This is a genomic window from Yersinia enterocolitica subsp. enterocolitica, from assembly GCF_901472495.1.
Classification (GTDB): domain Bacteria; phylum Pseudomonadota; class Gammaproteobacteria; order Enterobacterales; family Enterobacteriaceae; genus Yersinia; species Yersinia enterocolitica.
The window spans coordinates 798,661-813,749 of sequence record NZ_LR590469.1 but is presented as its reverse complement, the minus strand read 5'-3'; the positions used below and the strand labels follow the sequence as shown (position 1 = coordinate 813,749).

Here is a 15,089-nt window from a genome sequence, read left to right as displayed (position 1 = left end):
ATGGGCTGGCAAAACAAACCAATATCTCATCCAAAGCAAAATTGATGCTTCTGATGGCTGTCATAGGCGAGAAATAGCTGATTTTTGCCTAATTTTACCCTTGGGTAGCTGGCAGCAAAGATGAATTGGTTTACACTGCCGGTACAATTGCTTACTGCATGGAAAATAAAGATATGTTGCAATTCCTTAACCGCTGCTCTAAAGGGCGCGGTGCTTGGCTATTAATGGCCCTGACTGCACTTGTATTAGAATTGATTGCGCTCTATTTTCAACACGTGATGCTGCTACAGCCTTGCGTAATGTGTATTTATGAACGGGCCGCATTATTCGGTATTCTTGGTGCATCATTGCTGGGTGCTATCGCGCCTAAATCCCCCTTGCGCTATCTGGCTATTTTTATCTGGATTTACAGCGCCTGGAAAGGGGTTCAGCTCGCCTGGACACACACCATGCTGCAACTGCATCCATCCCCTTTCACCACCTGCGATTTCTTTGTGAGCTTCCCTTCATGGTTGCCGCTAGATAAATGGTTCCCAGCTGTCTTTGTTGCCAGTGGCGATTGTGCAGTAAAACAGTGGGAATTCCTGTCATTGGAAATGCCGCAGTGGTTAGTCGGTATCTTTGCCGCTTACCTATTTATAGCGATATTAGTGCTGATCAGTCAGTTTGTTAAACCGAAAAGACGCGATCTGTTTAGTCGATAGTTTTTATTTCGATTGATGGTTTTCATATCGGTTGATCATTTTCACACATATCTTTATCTGTTTAAGGCGCCCAGAAATGTGGCGCCTTTTTATCTTCTGGACGTCGAATGATGCTAGAGATCCGCCACATTATTCATTAACGAATAATGCCACGAGCCGAGCGGCTGAAAAAAGGTTTATAAGCCAACAGTATTTGCCACTCTTTAGCCAATAACTCAATTTCATTATTCACATCAGCCACTAACTTACCTGTATGATAAATAAGCCGGTAAGCCTCTATAACCGCTTGCCGGTCACCACTATTTAACCAATCAGCCTCAACTCCAGTTTCTCTTATGCCTACGGGAACAGCACGATTTCCTTCAGCTATGACATAAGGAGGAATATCCTGCACCACACAAGCACCGGTATTGATTAATGCGTAGGTTCCTATCACACAGAATTGATGTACCGCACTGCCAGCACTGATAATGGCAAAGTCATCAACTTCAACATGCCCAGCCAAACCCACATTTGAAGCTAATAAACAGTGATTACCCACGATACAATCGTGGCCAATATGAACATGACTCATCAGATTATTATCATTACCGATATGTGTAACCCCACCGCCCTGCAACGTACCCCGATGGATAGTGACATTTTGCTGAATCAAGTTGCGGTTGCCAATCACAACCCGAGTACTCTCACCCTTATATTTAAGATCCTGATTAACCTCTCCGATGGAGGAAAATTGTCCAATATTATTGTCACATCCAAGCTCGGTAAGACCATTAATCACAACATGTGATTTAAGTACCGTGCCGGAACCAATAGTGACTTGAGAACCAATGTAGCAAAAGTGGCCAATTTGCACATTCGCACCAATCACCGCCCCCTTCTCAATAATTGCAGAAGCAGAAATTATCGCGGTGGCATCAATCAAGCTATTTAACTCTCCTGGTGGAGGACTCACTTACTGCTTTGTGGGTAACTTCAGTGTTGACTGAGAGACTAATCCATCCATTGGTTTAATCGGATTTACTGACAGAAAAAAGACAGGAATACGAGAATATGGCCGTTATACTGACTCAATCGCCCATATAAAAAACCCCGGCGAAAACCAGGGTTTTGAAAGGGTGCCGGTACTTTCCCGGCCGTCATGTTATGGCGTAAGCGTCCATCGTACACTCCAACGTTACACAGCCTAAGCATGACTATTGCATAACAGAGAAACACACTGACAATCTCACCAATATGCTTTTCTGTTAAACAACTTGTTCCGCAAACTGCCAACTGGATTAGATTTTAACTTCACCCGACTAATAATCATACAGCGTTATAGTATTTCATCAAGACCAATTGAATATAATTTTATATTTCAGAACAATCTGGATTTTTTATTTCTTGCTAACACAAAATAAATGACTGTTCTGCCCGTGATACAACTAAAAAAGGCCACCTGATGGCAGCCTTCTTTTACCAATATAATCAAATCATTATGCTTTGGTATGGGTACAAGTATACTGGCTGGCCTGCTCGCCATCGACAATAGCCAGGCGGATTGGTATTGCAGAGATATTAAGAGCGGCAATAACCTGTTCTTGGTTATTTGTCTTCTGGAAGATTAATGACTCACCCTGACCTTCCGGATTAACTTTAACAAATTGAAAAACTGACTTATCAATGGTCAATTGCTGATTAGGCCCATCCAATACAGCAGAAAGGCTACCGCCCTCTTTCAATTCGCAATCAAGATTAATTAATGAAGCCCCAGCAGCCTGAACCTGGTGTGAAACACTACCTAAAGTAGCGGAGATGCCGATGATAACAGCGGCTAAAGTAGAATATTTCATTTTTTAAGTTTCTTGGTTAAATTTCGGCGTTATTATGTCATATCTAGATTGATGATAGTGACGAGTTATCTGGCCCACTGTGGTTTATTCAAGATAAGCCACCACAGGTTAAGGTAACACGTTGGCGTAGGTGGAATCTAAGGTTTTAGCAATGCATTACCGCAAACTGACTCACTTCGCATGTTGCTTTGAGTTGTTTTGCGGTAATTTTTTGCCCCATTCAGCAATTACCACCTCAAGAAAAATGCCTACCCGTTCGTCTCGTATACTGAACCTTGAATTTTTGCTTCTGAATTAGTATTCAACAGTGATTTGGTTGGCAAATACAACGTTACTCTTGGTACCCGAGTCCTTCTGCTCAATCTAAGTGAAGATGAATAACACCTGGATTCCCGAAGTGCCCCCCTATTTTCAGAATTTTGCTCACCTTAATAGTTTGGAGTAATCATCCAAATCCAATATGCTTGGACAGGAATATATAGGGCAATAACAAGGAAAAGTTATGGATTCATCAAGATTTATTAAGGCCATGGCTGAGGGAATCAAGTCTATCCCCATGGATTTATATTTGGGGGTTGAGCGAACCTTTCAAGATTTAAATCTTTCCGATGGCGGACGATATTATCAACAACGTAATATGACTGATGATAAGCGTTTTCTTAATGCCTTCAGTAATCTCATCCGCGATCGATTTATTATCGCTAAAATAGCAGATATCATCATTCATGATACCCTCAGCCGTTTACCGGATGAAACCATTCAACAATTACATCAAGAGCTTATCTATGGTGCCACCGGTAAAATCACGCGTATGGCGGCACAAACATTGATATCAGGTTATATCAGTGGACGAGTCGTTAGTGGCTTAGCGGCCAGTTCTGCGGTAACACTGAGTTTTAGACTGGGTACCACCGCGATGGTTTCCATAGTTATGCTACAAGGGATCGCCTCTCGCGCCAGTGAAGCATCACGGACATTAGCCCGAGAAAACCCATCGCTTTTTAATAAATTAAAACCGGATGACTACGATATGTTGTTCTTTCTTTTTGAGAAGCCATTCGAGCGATTTATTAAACTCAGTAAATTGGCAAAAAATAACCCTATAGCGTTGAGGCATTTTGCAGATGAAATCAAAAGTTATTAATGGTTTTTTGCGATTCATCTTCGATATGATTGGCGTTATTGTTACGTTCATAATGGCTATAGGATTTATGATTGCTTATGCCTTCTATGAAGGGATTACCGCCTGGGGTGTTGCTATCGGCTTCTTCGTGGTCGGCGCTATAATATTCTGGGCTGTGCAAAAATGTAGTGATAAATTCACAGTAACTAAACAGAAATAAAAGATTAAACATCGCGAAGAGTGATATCTGACATTTTTAGCTAACGTTTAACCACCGGGTAATTAAGCCCGGTTTTGTATTTTATACTTCTGTTAAAACAGCATCAGGCGTAAGTGAAGCATCGATATTTTTCACCTTCACTCGATATTGTTTCCACGTTTTCAAGTCAGAACGCAATTTTACCGGAATATCTTTTTCGCTATCCTCCAGCCCCTCGATCTCATCTGTAATAGCGCCAATTATGTCCGATGCATGAGATAAAATAGCGATTTGTTTTTACGTGGTTTCAATAATCATCTGTGTCACAACTTGCGGCGCGGGGCCAGCTAACCATTCGTCGTTATTACTAGCATAGAATAACGGCGAATGGTCGGGGACCATTCATTAATATCCATCCGGTTGTATCCGAGAATAGCTCATCTGGTTTTGGGAATAGCCCTGCCGCCGTGATCCATTCAGACACGGAGTTTGTTTGAGGGTGATTGGCGCTGGCGGCAGAGCTAAATAAAAAAGGCCCACCGAAGTAAGCCTTAAAATTTTATGCCGACTAGCTAATTAACTTGAGATCGGCTTTACGTTGCTGCTTTTGTTCCTGAAAGAAGTTTTCGTGCGAACCTAAACTTAGTAAGTAAAGCTCGATTTTATCTTCTAACCAGCTATATCCCAGCAAAATAAGCTGGTTATTAAGCTGAAACTTATGGACGCGGAGATAACTGAGATCCCCCTTTTTCTGCTCACCTATAATGGGATTTTTGATAATCTTTTCGATTTCATCTTCCACCACCACCAAGTGAGCCTCTGGTAGTTTTGCTAATGCCTTTGTGAATCGACGAGTTTCATAAACGTCAATCTCACTTTCGTGCTGTTCTTCTGACATAGCGCGTAACCTTGTGGTTATCGACCTCGCTTTGCGCCAGTAGAGATTCAAGAATTAAACTGTAAGGCAAGTCAGGGTTATCTTCGGCTATACGCCCTATCTTTGCCCAATGTTCAATCTGCTTTGGAACACTGCGACTTGCAGCATCAGCATGAACCTTTACGTCGCTAACAAAGTCGTCGTCTAAACGAATACTGGTAGCCATTGTGCGAACCTCTCTCAGGATTTGTATTTCATGCGACGTGAAACGCATACGCTGGCGATATGCGCACAGATAATATGCAACAATATGTCGCAATATGCAATCTTTAATTGTTCTATTCACCACATTCGGCTGGTTACTGTTTCACAACGATTGGATTCCCCAACCCAGTACCCATGCGAATGTAGAAATGCAAAAAGCCCAACCGGTTAGGACTGGGCCTTGAATGTTTTATTGGTGACTCGACTACATCACCGCTCTTCACCTTTGACGTCCGAGCTTAAATGAAATATACACTTTCAAAACTTAAAACCAATAGCTTATGAAAATATATTTCATGTAATGCTGCATTTTGTAGATTTTCCACCCCCATTTCTCTAACCAAGGAGTAAAACATTCTTGCCTTGAATATTTCACGGCACCACCTGATTCGGTCAATGCACTGTTTCAGGGTTAGGTGTGGCGCGTGCGCTCGAGGTAGCCCAATTTGTGGAGATCTTCTACGATCTTCACAATTGCACCCGCTGACAAAAAGTGAGTATCAGCGATGTTTATCTGCTTCACCTTCAGAAAAAATGAAAAACATCTGGATTTTAGCAATAAACACAGGAATGAGACACGGCGAGATATGCGCATTAAGTTGGGAAGATATCGACACTAAAAATTGGACTATAACTAGCAGCAGGAATATGGCAGTTATTAACCACTTTACCCCTCCCAAAACAGGCTCTGACAATAGAGAGATCAGACTAACCTATCCCGCCATTGAAGCATTGAAAAACCAGACGGCGATGACGCGCCTGGGTGAATGTCATGACATCACAGTTAACTTGAGGGAATTTGCCAAGGAACGAGTAGATCAGTGTACTTTCGTATTCTGTCCAAAGATTTCAGCCAGAAATGGCAATGGTGGTCATTGGTACTCCCCTGGGTCAATTGGAACAGCATGGAATACCATGTTAAAGAAGGCCAGGATTAGGCACAGAAAAGCATACGAATCTCGTCATACATTTGCATGCTGGGCATTAAGTGCGGGGGCCAATCCAAACTTTGTAGCAAATCAAATGGGCCACGCATCGGCACAGATGATTTACAACGTATACGGGAAATGGATGTCAGAGAACAACCTTGATCAGATGGCTATTTTGAACGCTGGTTTTAATGACAATGCCCCACTCATGCCCCAAACAATAGCCATATGATATAAATTACTTATATATCAATAGTTATCTGGCCCACTGTGGTTTATTTAAAATGTGGTCTTGCCAGTCAATCACTTCACTCTCGCGCACCGCAATATGACGTACCGAAATTCGCTCGCCATGCATGGCCGATTTTGAACCTGCTAATAATGGGTGCCATTTGGGTAAGTCATGACCTTCACCAATTAAACGGTAGGCACAAGTAGGCGGCAACCATTCAAAAGTCACCAGATTTTCGCGGGTTAACTTGATGCAATCCTCTTCTAACTCAAAGCGGCGCTCATAGTTACGACATTGACAGGTTTTGAGATTAAGCTGATCGCAAGCCACATTGGTGAAATAAATTTCATCAGTGTCTTCATCAATCAGTTTATTCAAACAGCATTGACCACATCCGTCGCACAGAGATTCCCATTCGCTATCCGACATCTCAGCGAGTGTTTTTTGTTGCCAAAAAGGAAGTTGTGACATAACGGTATCCGGTGTAGTGAATAAATATAGTGTTAAATGAGCGGGTCGTTATAGACGCTTTAGCTAGCAGATGCAAGTTTTGCCGCCCGAGCAACAAGCCCAAGCGGCATATATTTAGAGTACACGGGTGCTCAACGTCTTGCCATTCAGGCCAATTTTTAGCATATCACCCGATGCCATCGGCCCGACACCTTGCGGCGTACCGGTCAAAATAATATCGCCAGGACGTAAGGTAAAGAAACGGCTGATATAACATATCAAGGGCAGAATGGGGGTAATCATATCGCGGGTGTTTCCCTGCTGACGGATTTCATCATTAATGGACAGAGATAACTCAGCCTGTTGTGCATCACCAAACTCTGCGACAGGAATAAAACCCGAAATCGGACACGAACCATCAAATGCTTTGGCCTTTTCCCACGGCTGCCCCGCTTTTTTCAACCCGGCCTGTAATTCGCGCAGGGTTAAATCCAATGCCACGCCATACCCAGCAATAGCACGAGCCGCTCTGTCTTCATTCGCTTGCTTTAACGGTGTTCCGATCAAAACGGCTAATTCTACCTCATGATGAACAGCACCGAACTCTTTCGGGATAGCAACCGGTTGGCGAATATCACACAATGCCGTTTCAGGCTTTATAAACAGCACTGGCTCGACTGAGGTGGTACTGCCCATTTCTTTAATATGTTCGGCATAGTTACTGCCTACGCAAACCACTTTATTGACTGGAAAATCCAGCAAAGCCCCTTGCCAGTCTCTATGTTGATACATACTGCCTCTCCTGATAGACACTACCCGCGGCCAAATACGCTGTTCTACTGCTCATATTGGCCACAGGCTTTATTGACTAATACTATCTGCCATCATACCAATGCTGATAGCAAAATAGTAAGAACGGTTCCAGTGCATAATGGTGCGGAAATTATCATAAACCAGAAACGCACGCCCTTGCACGTCATCAGGCACGATCACCCAGGCGCGCAAGTCAGGATTAGCCACACTTCCCTTGGGGGCAACACCGAGTTGCTGCCATTGAGCCACGGTCTTGGCCTGGCTGTCTTTCAGACCAGCAAATGCAACATTGAAGCCATCAGGCAATTGTGCTTCTTGCCCCCAACCGATCCCCGGTTTCCACCCCTCAGTAGACAAATAGTTAGCAGTAGAAGCAAACACATCATCAATATTATTCCAAATATCGACTTTGCCATCACCATCACCGTCAGCACCATAGGTCAAAAAAGAACTTGGCATAAACTGGCTTTGCCCCATAGCACCAGCCCAAGATCCTTTTAATTGTGGGTCTTCAACCCGACCTTGTTGAATAATCTTCAATGCGGCGATCAACTCTTTGGTGAAAAACGCCTCGCGCCGCCCTTCAAATGCCAACGTTGATAAAGCTGAAATGACATCTTCTTTACCTTGAATCTTACCAAAACCACTTTCCATTCCCCACAGCGCCACAATATAGCGTTCAGGTACCCCATAACGTGCAGTCACTTGTGATAATTGGGGTTGGTAGCGCTGATAAATCTCTTTGCCCTGCGCTATTTTGCTTGGCGTCAAAACTTTAGCGAGGTAATCATCCAGTGTGACCTTTTTTTCTAACTGGTTTCGATCTGATTGGATAACCCGGTCAACAAAATGAATATTGGCGAAAGCAACCGCCAAAGTTGCCTCACTGATTCCCTGAGCTCGCGCCTGGGCTTTCAATTGTTCAACATAGGCAGGAAACTGCGCCGGAGAGCGCCCCTGTTCGGATAACATTTTTTTGCTGTTGTTATTGCTGGCAAGGGCTGGGGTTGGTGCTGCTGGTGGTGCAGCAACCGGTGTTTGAATTGGCGCGGCTGTGTTCTTATTAGCACACCCCAAAGATATAACAGCCGCAAAAGCGACTGTAACCATTGACAATTTCATCGACGCATTCCTTTATAAAGCCACAAACCGTGAGGGAACTAAGCTTTCGTTTCACCCAAATGCATTTTTAATAAGCTTTCTGGCGGCGGCGGGACTTGCAGATAAAAACCCTGTTCAACGAGTGCACTTTTCACTTTTTCGATATCCGCTGTGGCTAAGCTTTTGCGCTCATTAAGTGAAAGCAACATCGCAAATTGGGGTTTACCAAAACTGGCGAGTAACTCAGCCGGCACTCGCGAGAAATCGTCTTTCTTTTCAATATAAAGGTAGGTTTGATCCCGTTTCGGGCTTCTGTAGATAGCACAAAGCATGTTTTGGACTCTAGTCGATAAATTCAAGGGTAACATACCCTAAATAATTCAAGTTGCAGGAAGGCGGCAATTGAGTGCCCCCAGAAACTTACTCAAGTAAGTGACTGGAGGTGAACGAAAGCAACCAACGCACATGCAGCTTGAAGTATGACGGGTATAGCTGGCGATTATAACACGCCAGCCTATATCACCTATCCGAGATATCAATAGACGGGAATATCAATGCCAATACTGGCAGCACAACGGTCGTGAACTAAATAGGAGTTCTTAGTGTTGTCCACACGCGGGCGTTGTTGAGATTCCTGCTGTTGGCATTTCACCTGTTTTTCCTTTTCATTCCTCGCCGCCTCAGCGTCCCTTCGCGCTTTCTCCTCGTCCAGTTGACGTTGCCATGATTGGGCATCAAGGCCCGACGCACCCAATGCTTTTCGTTTTTCAAGATAATCCGTAGAAATCTTACTATCTTTTGGAATTTCAGCGTGATAGCTAAAATCAGCCCCGACTTGCAATGGCGTTGATATGGCAATAACACCGATAAATGATAGTGGGATGAAACTCCTTTTCATCATTGATTTCCTTTAGATTAATGAATGTAGAAATCGGAAAATATCATAAAATGATTATCATTCTCAATATTATATAACTAAAAATAGTGGTCGTTCGCCTCATTTATAGGCAAAAAACAAAATCCTTCAAGTTTGTGACTAATTTCTGCTTTATCGATGCATGGCTCAGATTGACAAAGTATTGAGTGAGATTTCTCCGAAATAATATTACGAGGTATTTCACTCATCGGATAATAACCGCATTACACCCTCTTATTTCTTCATCTTAAAAACGATAATAACGGGTAAGAAGCCAATCTGGCTGTTGAAAAAATAAACAACACAATCATGACAGTGATATTAACCAAATATAGACAAACCGGGGCTAGCGAATAAGGAGAAGTTATGCTGTAATTTCCTACAAGATTGGCATCATTTGGATGTTAGGATTCAATATATTGATACGGATAGATTTATTTTTATATTACCTATAACATGCTTGGGAAGATCAGAATATTGTACCCCGAATGAAATTCCGGGGATTAAACGCAGCTGAAACTGAGTCAGGATAGATGTCACAATCGCCAATTGAGTTAAAAGGCAGTAGTTTTACCCTATCGGTCATTCATTTACATGATTCACGACCGGAGGTAATCCGTCAGGCTTTACAGGAAAAGGTAGATCAAGCACCCGCTTTCCTGAAAAACGCCCCTGTTGTGATTAACGTTGCAACGTTACCTAACGGTGCTAACTGGAAAGATCTCCAACAGGCTGTCACTTCAGCGGGTCTGCGTATTGTTGGCATCAGTGGTTGTCAGGATGAACGTCAAAAACGTGCGATAGCACGGGCTGGTTTGCCATTACTGAGCGAAGGTAAAGGTCAGAAAATGGCACCAGAGCCGGTTGTTAGTCCGCCGGAAAATGTTCCTACCAAGACACGAATCATCAACACGCCTGTCCGTTCTGGCCAACAGATTTATGCCCGTAATTGTGATTTGATTGTTATCAGCAGTGTCAGTGCTGGAGCTGAATTAATTGCCGACGGCAATATTCATATCTATGGAATGATGCGCGGTCGTGCGCTAGCAGGCGCATCAGGTGATGCGCAGTGCCAGATTTTTTGCACGCATCTGGGTGCTGAACTAGTCTCTATCGCAGGGCAGTACTGGTTGAGTGATCAAATCCCCAGTGATTATTTTGGTCAAGCTGCGCGTTTGCATTTGCTGGATAACGCATTAACTATACAACCTTTAAATTAAGCCCTTTTGACAAGGAATCCATTTCATGGCACGCATTATTGTTGTTACATCGGGTAAAGGGGGCGTTGGCAAGACCACATCAAGCGCGGCTATCGCAACCGGCTTGGCCCAAAAAGGTAAAAAAACCGTTGTTATCGATTTTGATATCGGACTACGGAATCTAGACTTGATTATGGGTTGTGAACGCCGGGTAGTTTACGATTTTGTTAATGTGATTCAAGGTGACGCCACATTGAACCAGGCATTAATAAAAGATAAGCGCACGGATAATTTGTATATTCTGCCCGCTTCTCAGACCCGTGACAAAGACGCTCTGACCAAAGAGGGTGTCGAAAAGATTTTAAACGATCTTGGCGAAATGAATTTTGAGTTTGTCGTGTGTGACTCACCTGCCGGTATCGAAAGCGGTGCGTTGATGGCACTGTATTTTGCTGACGAAGCTGTCATCACGACCAACCCTGAAGTTTCTTCAGTTCGTGACTCAGACCGTATCCTCGGGATATTGTCATCCAAGTCACGCCGAGCTGAGAATGGTCAGGAACCAATTAAAGAACATCTGCTGTTGACTCGCTACAACCCAGGGCGTGTTAATCGCGGCGATATGCTTAGCATGGAAGATGTCCTTGATATTCTGAGGATACCACTGGTTGGCGTTATTCCAGAAGATCAGTCTGTATTGCGCGCCTCGAACCAAGGCGAGCCTGTGATTCTGGACAAAGAGTCAGATGCCGGTAAAGCTTATGACGATACCGTTGACCGTTTGCTAGGAGAAGAACGTCCCTTCCGCTTCATTGAAGAAGAGAAGAAGGGCTTCCTGAAACGCCTTTTTGGGGGATAAACCATGGCTTTGTTAGACTTTTTTCTGTCCCGCAAAAAACCGACAGCCAATATAGCCAAGGAACGGCTGCAAATTATCGTCGCTGAGCGTCGTCGTGGGGACAGTGAGCCCCATTATTTGCCTGACTTGAAACGCGATATTTTGGCGGTTATTTGTAAATATATTCAGATTGACCCTGAAATGCTGCATGTGCAATTTGAGCAGAAAGGGGATGATATTTCGGTACTTGAACTTAACGTGACATTACCGGAAACGGAAGAAACGCCTAAATGATTTCTTCGCAATAGCTACCCCCTGTATTTATTTACAGGGGGTAATTCTTTTTTATAAACTGTATATATATCCAGGTTTATACTTGTTATATATATACGCCAGCCAAAACAAGAAAATCCTTAACTCTTATTTCTGCTATTAATATTGCTGTAAAATCTCAGTCAATTCCGTAGCCAATAAATCCCCACGCCAGCCACTTAATAATTCAGGTTGAGTTTCTGTTGACTTCAATTTCCAATGCCAACTGAGTAATTGGTTTATTTGGCGGCGTGACGCCAACAATTCGCTACTTAGCCCACTGCGCTCACTGACCGACACAATAAGTGCTTTAATATCTTTAAAGACTTTTTTGTAACCTGGCTGATCAATCAGATTGATAACCGGTGGTGGCAACTGATCCTCAGGAACAGCATTACCTTCCGCTACCAACGCCAGCAAGGTGCGGCCATGATAGCGGATCTCTTGCCCACTTAAGCCCAGAGAGTCAAGCTCACCCAGCGAGGTTGGCTGATAACGGGCAACTTGCCACAGATTCTCTTCGCGAACCACAAAGTTCACCGCCAGGTCTCGTTCACGAGCCTGACGTAAGCGCCATGACGCCAACTTTTGTAGGCAAGCCAACTGATAGCCGCGCAACTGCCAGGCATTGGTGATTTCACGGTAGGCTAATTCGGGATCGAGTGTTTCACTGCGACGGCGACACAACAGCTCACATTCGTCTTTAGCGGCGTCCATACGCCCCGCTGCTTCGGTCGCTTCAACTAATTTGGTGGCTAACGGTAACAGGTAAAATACGTCAGCAGCCGCATAATCACACTGCTTTTCACTCAGCGGACGAGCAATCCAATCCGTGCGAGATTCGCTTTTATCTAATTCGACGCCTTCAAATTCATTCACCAACATAGCGAAACCGCAAGATAACGAACGGCCAGAAAATGCCGCCAACACCTGAGTATCAATCATCGGTGTAGGCATGAGTTCAAAAGCATTCAAGAACACTTCGAGATCTTCACTCCCGGCATGTAGGTACTTCACTACATTTAAATCTTGCAACAACTCACGGAAAGGCTGCCACTGCGTGATGGGCAAAGGATCAATCAGCGAAAGTTGTTCACCATCATACAGTTGAATCAGGCCCAACTGAGGGTAGTAGGTGCGGGTTCTGACAAACTCTGTATCCAACGCAACATGGGCATGTGTTCGGGCTTGTTCGCAGACCTGCTGCAACGCACTGTCGGTCGTGATCAACTGATAATTCAAAACGTGATTCTCTATTAGTCATTAGTTCTATGGCAAACACAACAACGCCGGTGATAACCGGCGTTGTTGATGATGATTGAGTGACTCCCTCGTTAAGCTATGCTGCGTTTTGCTCGCTAGTCTTAGCTTTAATCTGATCGTCACGCAGTTCCCTGCGCAAAATTTTGCCAACATTCGATTTTGGCAATTCGTCACGGAACTCTACGATTTTCGGTACTTTATACCCTGTTAGGTAGCGGCGGCAATGGGTTAGCAGCTCTTCCTGCGTCAATGAGGCATCTTTTTTTACGACAAACAATTTTACTGTCTCGCCGGAAACCTCATTAGGCACCCCTACAGCAGCAGACTCCAGCACTTTCGCATGTAACGCCACCACATCTTCAATCTCGTTGGGGTAGACGTTAAAACCTGAAACCAGAATCATATCCTTTTTACGATCAACGATGCGCAAGAAGCCTTGTTCATCTAGCGTCGCAATATCACCTGTTGCCAGCCATCCGTCTTTTAATACTTCATCTGTCGCTTCAGGGCGTTGCCAATAGCCTAACATAACTTGTGGCCCGCGCACCCACAGTTCGCCCGGCTCCCCCATAGCAACATCGTGGCCTTCATCATCCACCAACCGAACATCGGTGGAAGGCACGGGTAAACCAATACTGCCACTGTAATGTCTCAAATCATAAGGGTTACCAGTCACGAGCGGCGAACACTCCGTCAAACCATAACCTTCCAGTAAATGTTTCCCGGTCAATTTTTCCCACTTTTCGGCCACTGCTTTTTGTACGGGCATACCGCCCCCCACAGAAAGCCGTAATGTCGAGAAATCTAATTTGGTGAATTCTTCATTATTTAACAACGCATTAAATAACGTATTCACTCCCGTCATCGCCGTGAAGGGATAGCGACTGAGCTCTTTCACCATTCCTGGAATATCACGCGGATTGGTTATCAATAAACTGCGCCCGCCCAATTCGATAAATAATAGGCAGTTCATGGTCAAAGCAAAGATATGATAGAGAGGCAGAGCCGTCACTACCAACTCGTGACCTGGCTGCAACAATGGCGCGTAGGCCGCCTTGGCCTGTTCCAGATTCGATTGCATGTTACGGTGAGTTAACATGGCCCCTTTCGCCACGCCGGTAGTACCGCCGGTGTACTGCAAGAATGCCATATCTGTATTGATCACATCCGGCTTCACATACTGCATCCGCCGACCTTTCTGTAAGGCAGTACGAAATGAAATAGCATCAGGCAAATAGTATTTCGGCACCAAGCGCTTGATATATTTCACCACAAAATTAACCAGAGTCCCTTTCGCGGTCGACAATTGGTCGCCCATCCGAGTCAAAATGACGTGTTTGACTTGGGTCTTAAAGACGATTTTTTCCAATGTATGAGCAAAGTTGGAAACAATAACAATGGCCGCAGCGCCACTATCATTAAGCTGGTGTTCTAATTCTCGCGGGGTATACAAGGGGTTAACATTCACCACAACCATACCGGCGCGCAGAATACCAAACAAAGCGATAGGATATTGCAGCAAGTTAGGCATCATCAACGCGACACGGTCGCCTTTTTGTAACCCCAAGCCTTGCTGTAAATAGGCGGCGAAAGCACGGCTACGCTCTTCCAGCTTACGGAAGGTCATCACCTCTCCCATATTGATGAACGCAGGTTGGTCCGCATAACGCAATGCGGCATTCTCAAACATTTCCACCAAAGAAGAATAGCGATCCGGGTCAATTTCTGCGGGGACATCTGCCGGATACCGCTTTAGCCATACTTTTTCCAAGGTAGCACTCCTGAAATTATTATTAGTCGCCCAAATGGGGAGGCAAACTTATTTACACCAGAACTTTAACAATATTTTAACTCAGCTTACCAGTTTGCTTTTAAACAATTTTGAGGTTGGGATATACATCACTATTTTCTGGCGTTGAAATCATAGAAATAATCAAGCTAAAAAAGAAATCTCAGTAAAATCAACATACTATTTTTATTTTATAATATTAAAGCGTATAAGCTTTTGATTATAAAATCTTTTATACCGATCCT

17 protein-coding genes and 1 pseudogene are annotated in these 15,089 nt (G+C 44.1%); 7 read left to right on the top strand and 11 right to left on the bottom strand.

Annotated features, from left to right (window positions below; genetic code table 11):
- Nucleotides 1-173 precede the first annotated feature (173 nt).
- Complete coding sequence (gene dsbB / locus FGL26_RS03780) at nucleotides 174-704, top strand: disulfide bond formation protein DsbB (RefSeq protein WP_005169239.1); 531 nt, start codon at nucleotides 174-176, stop codon at nucleotides 702-704.
- A gap of 136 nt (nucleotides 705-840) precedes the next feature.
- Here dsbB and lpxA read toward each other — a convergent pair whose 3' ends face one another.
- Nucleotides 841-1,629 carry an acyl-ACP--UDP-N-acetylglucosamine O-acyltransferase gene (gene lpxA / locus FGL26_RS03775; protein WP_005169235.1) on the bottom strand — a complete coding sequence of 263 codons (789 nt, stop codon included), beginning with the start codon at nucleotides 1,627-1,629 and terminating at the stop codon, nucleotides 841-843.
- A gap of 553 nt (nucleotides 1,630-2,182) precedes the next feature.
- The gene (locus tag FGL26_RS03770) at nucleotides 2,183-2,539 is read right to left on the bottom strand and encodes a hypothetical protein (RefSeq protein WP_005169233.1); all 357 of its coding nucleotides are present in this window, start codon (nucleotides 2,537-2,539) and stop codon (nucleotides 2,183-2,185) included.
- Nucleotides 2,540-3,041: 502 nt separating this feature from the next.
- Between FGL26_RS03770 and FGL26_RS03765 the strand changes: the two genes are divergently transcribed.
- Nucleotides 3,042-3,683: a hypothetical protein gene (locus FGL26_RS03765; RefSeq protein ID WP_005169232.1), complete on the top strand. Its 642-nt coding sequence runs from the start codon at nucleotides 3,042-3,044 to the stop codon at nucleotides 3,681-3,683.
- Nucleotides 3,664-3,882 carry a hypothetical protein gene (locus FGL26_RS03760; protein WP_005169231.1) on the top strand — a complete coding sequence of 73 codons (219 nt, stop codon included), beginning with the start codon at nucleotides 3,664-3,666 and terminating at the stop codon, nucleotides 3,880-3,882. Before FGL26_RS03765 ends, FGL26_RS03760 begins: the two co-directional genes overlap by 20 nt.
- Nucleotides 3,883-4,429: 547 nt before the next feature.
- On the opposite strand, the gene FGL26_RS03750 is transcribed toward FGL26_RS03760, so the two are convergent.
- Together FGL26_RS03750 and FGL26_RS03745 are read right to left on the bottom strand one after the other, a co-directional pair.
- Nucleotides 4,430-4,759 carry a type II toxin-antitoxin system RelE/ParE family toxin gene (locus tag FGL26_RS03750; protein WP_005169229.1) on the bottom strand — a complete coding sequence of 110 codons (330 nt, stop codon included), beginning with the start codon at nucleotides 4,757-4,759 and terminating at the stop codon, nucleotides 4,430-4,432.
- Nucleotides 4,734-4,964 carry a TA system antitoxin ParD family protein gene (locus tag FGL26_RS03745; protein ID WP_005169228.1) on the bottom strand — a complete coding sequence of 77 codons (231 nt, stop codon included), beginning with the start codon at nucleotides 4,962-4,964 and terminating at the stop codon, nucleotides 4,734-4,736. Before FGL26_RS03745 ends, FGL26_RS03750 begins: the two co-directional genes overlap by 26 nt.
- Nucleotides 4,965-5,470: 506 nt before the next feature.
- On the opposite strand from FGL26_RS03745, the pseudogene FGL26_RS03740 reads away from it, so the two are divergent.
- Nucleotides 5,471-6,163 (top strand): annotated as a pseudogene (locus FGL26_RS03740) (site-specific integrase); the annotation flags it as partial.
- Nucleotides 6,164-6,187: 24 nt separating this feature from the next.
- Here FGL26_RS03740 and ycgN read toward each other — a convergent pair.
- The 5 genes from ycgN to FGL26_RS03715 form a co-directional block, all read right to left on the bottom strand.
- Nucleotides 6,188-6,634 (bottom strand): cysteine cluster protein YcgN, encoded by a 447-nt coding sequence (gene ycgN, locus FGL26_RS03735; RefSeq protein WP_005162992.1) that lies wholly within the window; start codon nucleotides 6,632-6,634, stop codon nucleotides 6,188-6,190.
- Between the two features lie 114 nt (nucleotides 6,635-6,748).
- Nucleotides 6,749-7,405 (bottom strand): fumarylacetoacetate hydrolase family protein, encoded by a 657-nt coding sequence (locus FGL26_RS03730; RefSeq protein ID WP_005162993.1) that lies wholly within the window; start codon nucleotides 7,403-7,405, stop codon nucleotides 6,749-6,751.
- A 69-nt stretch (nucleotides 7,406-7,474) separates the two neighbouring features.
- Entirely contained in the window at nucleotides 7,475-8,548 is a 1,074-nt protein-coding gene (locus tag FGL26_RS03725) for a lytic murein transglycosylase (protein WP_005169224.1), read from the bottom strand.
- Nucleotides 8,549-8,586: 38 nt separating this feature from the next.
- Nucleotides 8,587-8,859 carry a YcgL domain-containing protein gene (locus FGL26_RS03720; RefSeq protein ID WP_005162995.1) on the bottom strand — a complete coding sequence of 91 codons (273 nt, stop codon included), beginning with the start codon at nucleotides 8,857-8,859 and terminating at the stop codon, nucleotides 8,587-8,589.
- Nucleotides 8,860-9,062: 203 nt separating this feature from the next.
- Complete coding sequence (locus tag FGL26_RS03715; protein ID WP_005169222.1) at nucleotides 9,063-9,425, bottom strand: hypothetical protein; 363 nt, start codon at nucleotides 9,423-9,425, stop codon at nucleotides 9,063-9,065.
- A gap of 551 nt (nucleotides 9,426-9,976) precedes the next feature.
- Here FGL26_RS03715 and minC point away from each other — a divergent pair.
- From minC to minE, 3 genes are read left to right on the top strand one after another with little or no spacing between them, the layout of a single operon-like run.
- Nucleotides 9,977-10,663 (top strand): septum site-determining protein MinC, encoded by a 687-nt coding sequence (gene minC / locus FGL26_RS03710; RefSeq protein WP_005169220.1) that lies wholly within the window; start codon nucleotides 9,977-9,979, stop codon nucleotides 10,661-10,663.
- A gap of 25 nt (nucleotides 10,664-10,688) precedes the next feature.
- Complete coding sequence (gene minD, locus FGL26_RS03705; protein WP_005163000.1) at nucleotides 10,689-11,501, top strand: septum site-determining protein MinD; 813 nt, start codon at nucleotides 10,689-10,691, stop codon at nucleotides 11,499-11,501.
- Between the two features lie 3 nt (nucleotides 11,502-11,504).
- Nucleotides 11,505-11,774: a cell division topological specificity factor MinE gene (gene minE, locus FGL26_RS03700; protein ID WP_002211180.1), complete on the top strand. Its 270-nt coding sequence runs from the start codon at nucleotides 11,505-11,507 to the stop codon at nucleotides 11,772-11,774.
- A 138-nt stretch (nucleotides 11,775-11,912) separates the two neighbouring features.
- Here minE and rnd read toward each other — a convergent pair whose 3' ends face one another.
- Together rnd and fadD are read right to left on the bottom strand one after the other, a co-directional pair.
- A complete protein-coding gene (gene rnd, locus FGL26_RS03695) occupies nucleotides 11,913-13,034 on the bottom strand; it encodes a ribonuclease D (protein ID WP_005169218.1) in 1,122 nt (373 codons plus the stop codon).
- Nucleotides 13,035-13,131: 97 nt separating this feature from the next.
- Nucleotides 13,132-14,826 (bottom strand): long-chain-fatty-acid--CoA ligase FadD, encoded by a 1,695-nt coding sequence (gene fadD, locus FGL26_RS03690; RefSeq protein WP_005169210.1) that lies wholly within the window; start codon nucleotides 14,824-14,826, stop codon nucleotides 13,132-13,134.
- Nucleotides 14,827-15,089: the final 263 nt, after the last annotated feature.

Bases quoted from the DNA above. Each gene is read 5' to 3' on its own strand.
- FGL26_RS03760 (WP_005169231.1), top strand. From the start codon at position 3,664: ATGAAATCAAAAGTTATTAATGGTTTTTTGCGATTCATCTTCGATATG.
- FGL26_RS03715 (WP_005169222.1), bottom strand. From the start codon at position 9,425: ATGAAAAGGAGTTTCATCCCACTATCATTTATCGGTGTTATTGCCATA.
- FGL26_RS03730 (WP_005162993.1), bottom strand. From the start codon at position 7,405: ATGTATCAACATAGAGACTGGCAAGGGGCTTTGCTGGATTTTCCAGTC.
- FGL26_RS03720 (WP_005162995.1), bottom strand. From the start codon at position 8,859: ATGCTTTGTGCTATCTACAGAAGCCCGAAACGGGATCAAACCTACCTT.
- FGL26_RS03770 (WP_005169233.1), bottom strand. From the start codon at position 2,539: ATGAAATATTCTACTTTAGCCGCTGTTATCATCGGCATCTCCGCTACT.
- minE (WP_002211180.1), top strand. From the start codon at position 11,505: ATGGCTTTGTTAGACTTTTTTCTGTCCCGCAAAAAACCGACAGCCAAT.
- dsbB (WP_005169239.1), top strand. From the start codon at position 174: ATGTTGCAATTCCTTAACCGCTGCTCTAAAGGGCGCGGTGCTTGGCTA.
- FGL26_RS03765 (WP_005169232.1), top strand. From the start codon at position 3,042: ATGGATTCATCAAGATTTATTAAGGCCATGGCTGAGGGAATCAAGTCT.
- FGL26_RS03725 (WP_005169224.1), bottom strand. From the start codon at position 8,548: ATGAAATTGTCAATGGTTACAGTCGCTTTTGCGGCTGTTATATCTTTG.
- FGL26_RS03745 (WP_005169228.1), bottom strand. From the start codon at position 4,964: ATGGCTACCAGTATTCGTTTAGACGACGACTTTGTTAGCGACGTAAAG.
- FGL26_RS03750 (WP_005169229.1), bottom strand. From the start codon at position 4,759: ATGTCAGAAGAACAGCACGAAAGTGAGATTGACGTTTATGAAACTCGT.
- minD (WP_005163000.1), top strand. From the start codon at position 10,689: ATGGCACGCATTATTGTTGTTACATCGGGTAAAGGGGGCGTTGGCAAG.
- minC (WP_005169220.1), top strand. From the start codon at position 9,977: ATGTCACAATCGCCAATTGAGTTAAAAGGCAGTAGTTTTACCCTATCG.
- ycgN (WP_005162992.1), bottom strand. From the start codon at position 6,634: ATGTCACAACTTCCTTTTTGGCAACAAAAAACACTCGCTGAGATGTCG.